Here is a 504-nt window from a genome sequence, read left to right on the forward strand (position 1 = left end):
CGGCAAAACGATCAGGAAAAATCTGATAGAAAACTTGTTCTTGAACCCACTTTGGCGGTTGATGGTTTACATTCAATTTGAAATGAAATTCTTTGGGCGGAATACGTTTTTGCACGCCACGTGCGTCTAGCCAATATTGCTGACCGTTTCTAACGACTTTAAATACATAGTGGGTGATGTCTCGATCTCTATTCGGCTCGAACGATACTTCCCACAGCAGTAACTCTCCAGCTCTGCCGCATTGCACCATGTCGACAAGGTATTCTTCGTTGTCTGGCTCAATACGCACATAAACAGCATCAAATGTTAACGCTTCTGTTTTTAGACAGACCTTCACGCGTTTACCATCGAAAGCTAAACCATCAACCGTCTGGCTATGAAAGAGAAATGGCAAAGACATAATAAGCACTCTTTAATAGGTGGATATGCCACTATTTTATTAAAGAATGAGAGATAAAAAATCCTCCTTGGAAATTCGGTGTTTTACCTATTTTCTCAAGGAGG

At 41.1% G+C, this 504-nt stretch carries 1 protein-coding gene; it reads right to left on the minus strand.

Annotated features, from left to right (window positions below; translation table 11 throughout):
• On the minus strand, positions 1-400 hold a 400-nt coding region (locus tag R8O11_RS31660), incomplete at its 3' end, for an alpha amylase N-terminal ig-like domain-containing protein (RefSeq protein ID WP_318195443.1).
• Positions 401-504: the final 104 nt, after the last annotated feature.

The organism is Vibrio sp. 1288, from assembly GCF_033344475.1.